This is a genomic window from Devosia chinhatensis (genome assembly GCF_000969445.1).
In the GTDB taxonomy this organism is placed as follows: domain Bacteria; phylum Pseudomonadota; class Alphaproteobacteria; order Rhizobiales; family Devosiaceae; genus Devosia; species Devosia chinhatensis.
The window spans coordinates 1-436 of the sequence record NZ_JZEY01000095.1 but is presented as its reverse complement, the minus strand read 5'-3'; the positions used below and the strand labels follow the sequence as shown (position 1 = coordinate 436).

Genomic DNA, 436 nt, shown 5'->3' with positions numbered 1-436 from the left:
GGCGAGAGGCGGCACACAGGTCGCCATTGTCGTCGGCGGCGGCAATATCTTTCGCGGCATGGCAGGCGCTGCCGCTGGCACCGATCGGGTCACTGCAGATCTCATTGGCATGCTTGGCACCATGATCAATGCTCTAGCCCTGAGCAACGCGATTTCGCGCCAGGGCATCACGTCCAAGCCGTTCAGCGCCGCGACAATGCCATCGGTGGCAGACCCGATCACCGCGCGCGACGCCAAGCTGGCCCTCGAAGCGGGGTTTGTGGTCGTTCTGCGCGGCGTCACAGGCAATCCCTCTTGCACCACCGATGCGGCGCCCAGTTTGCGTACATTCACACTGGCATGCGCAACGGCGCCGGAGCTCACATACGTCGATGACCTTTATGTCGAGAATACGATGACGCACCCCGGTGCCAACCGCCCACCGCATGCTCCTATC

At 63.1% G+C, this 436-nt stretch carries 1 protein-coding gene; it reads left to right on the top strand.

The annotated features are described in order from the left end of the window. Window positions 1-436: amino acid kinase family protein (locus VE26_RS16870; RefSeq protein ID WP_046106518.1), on the top strand; the 436-nt coding region annotated here is incomplete at both ends.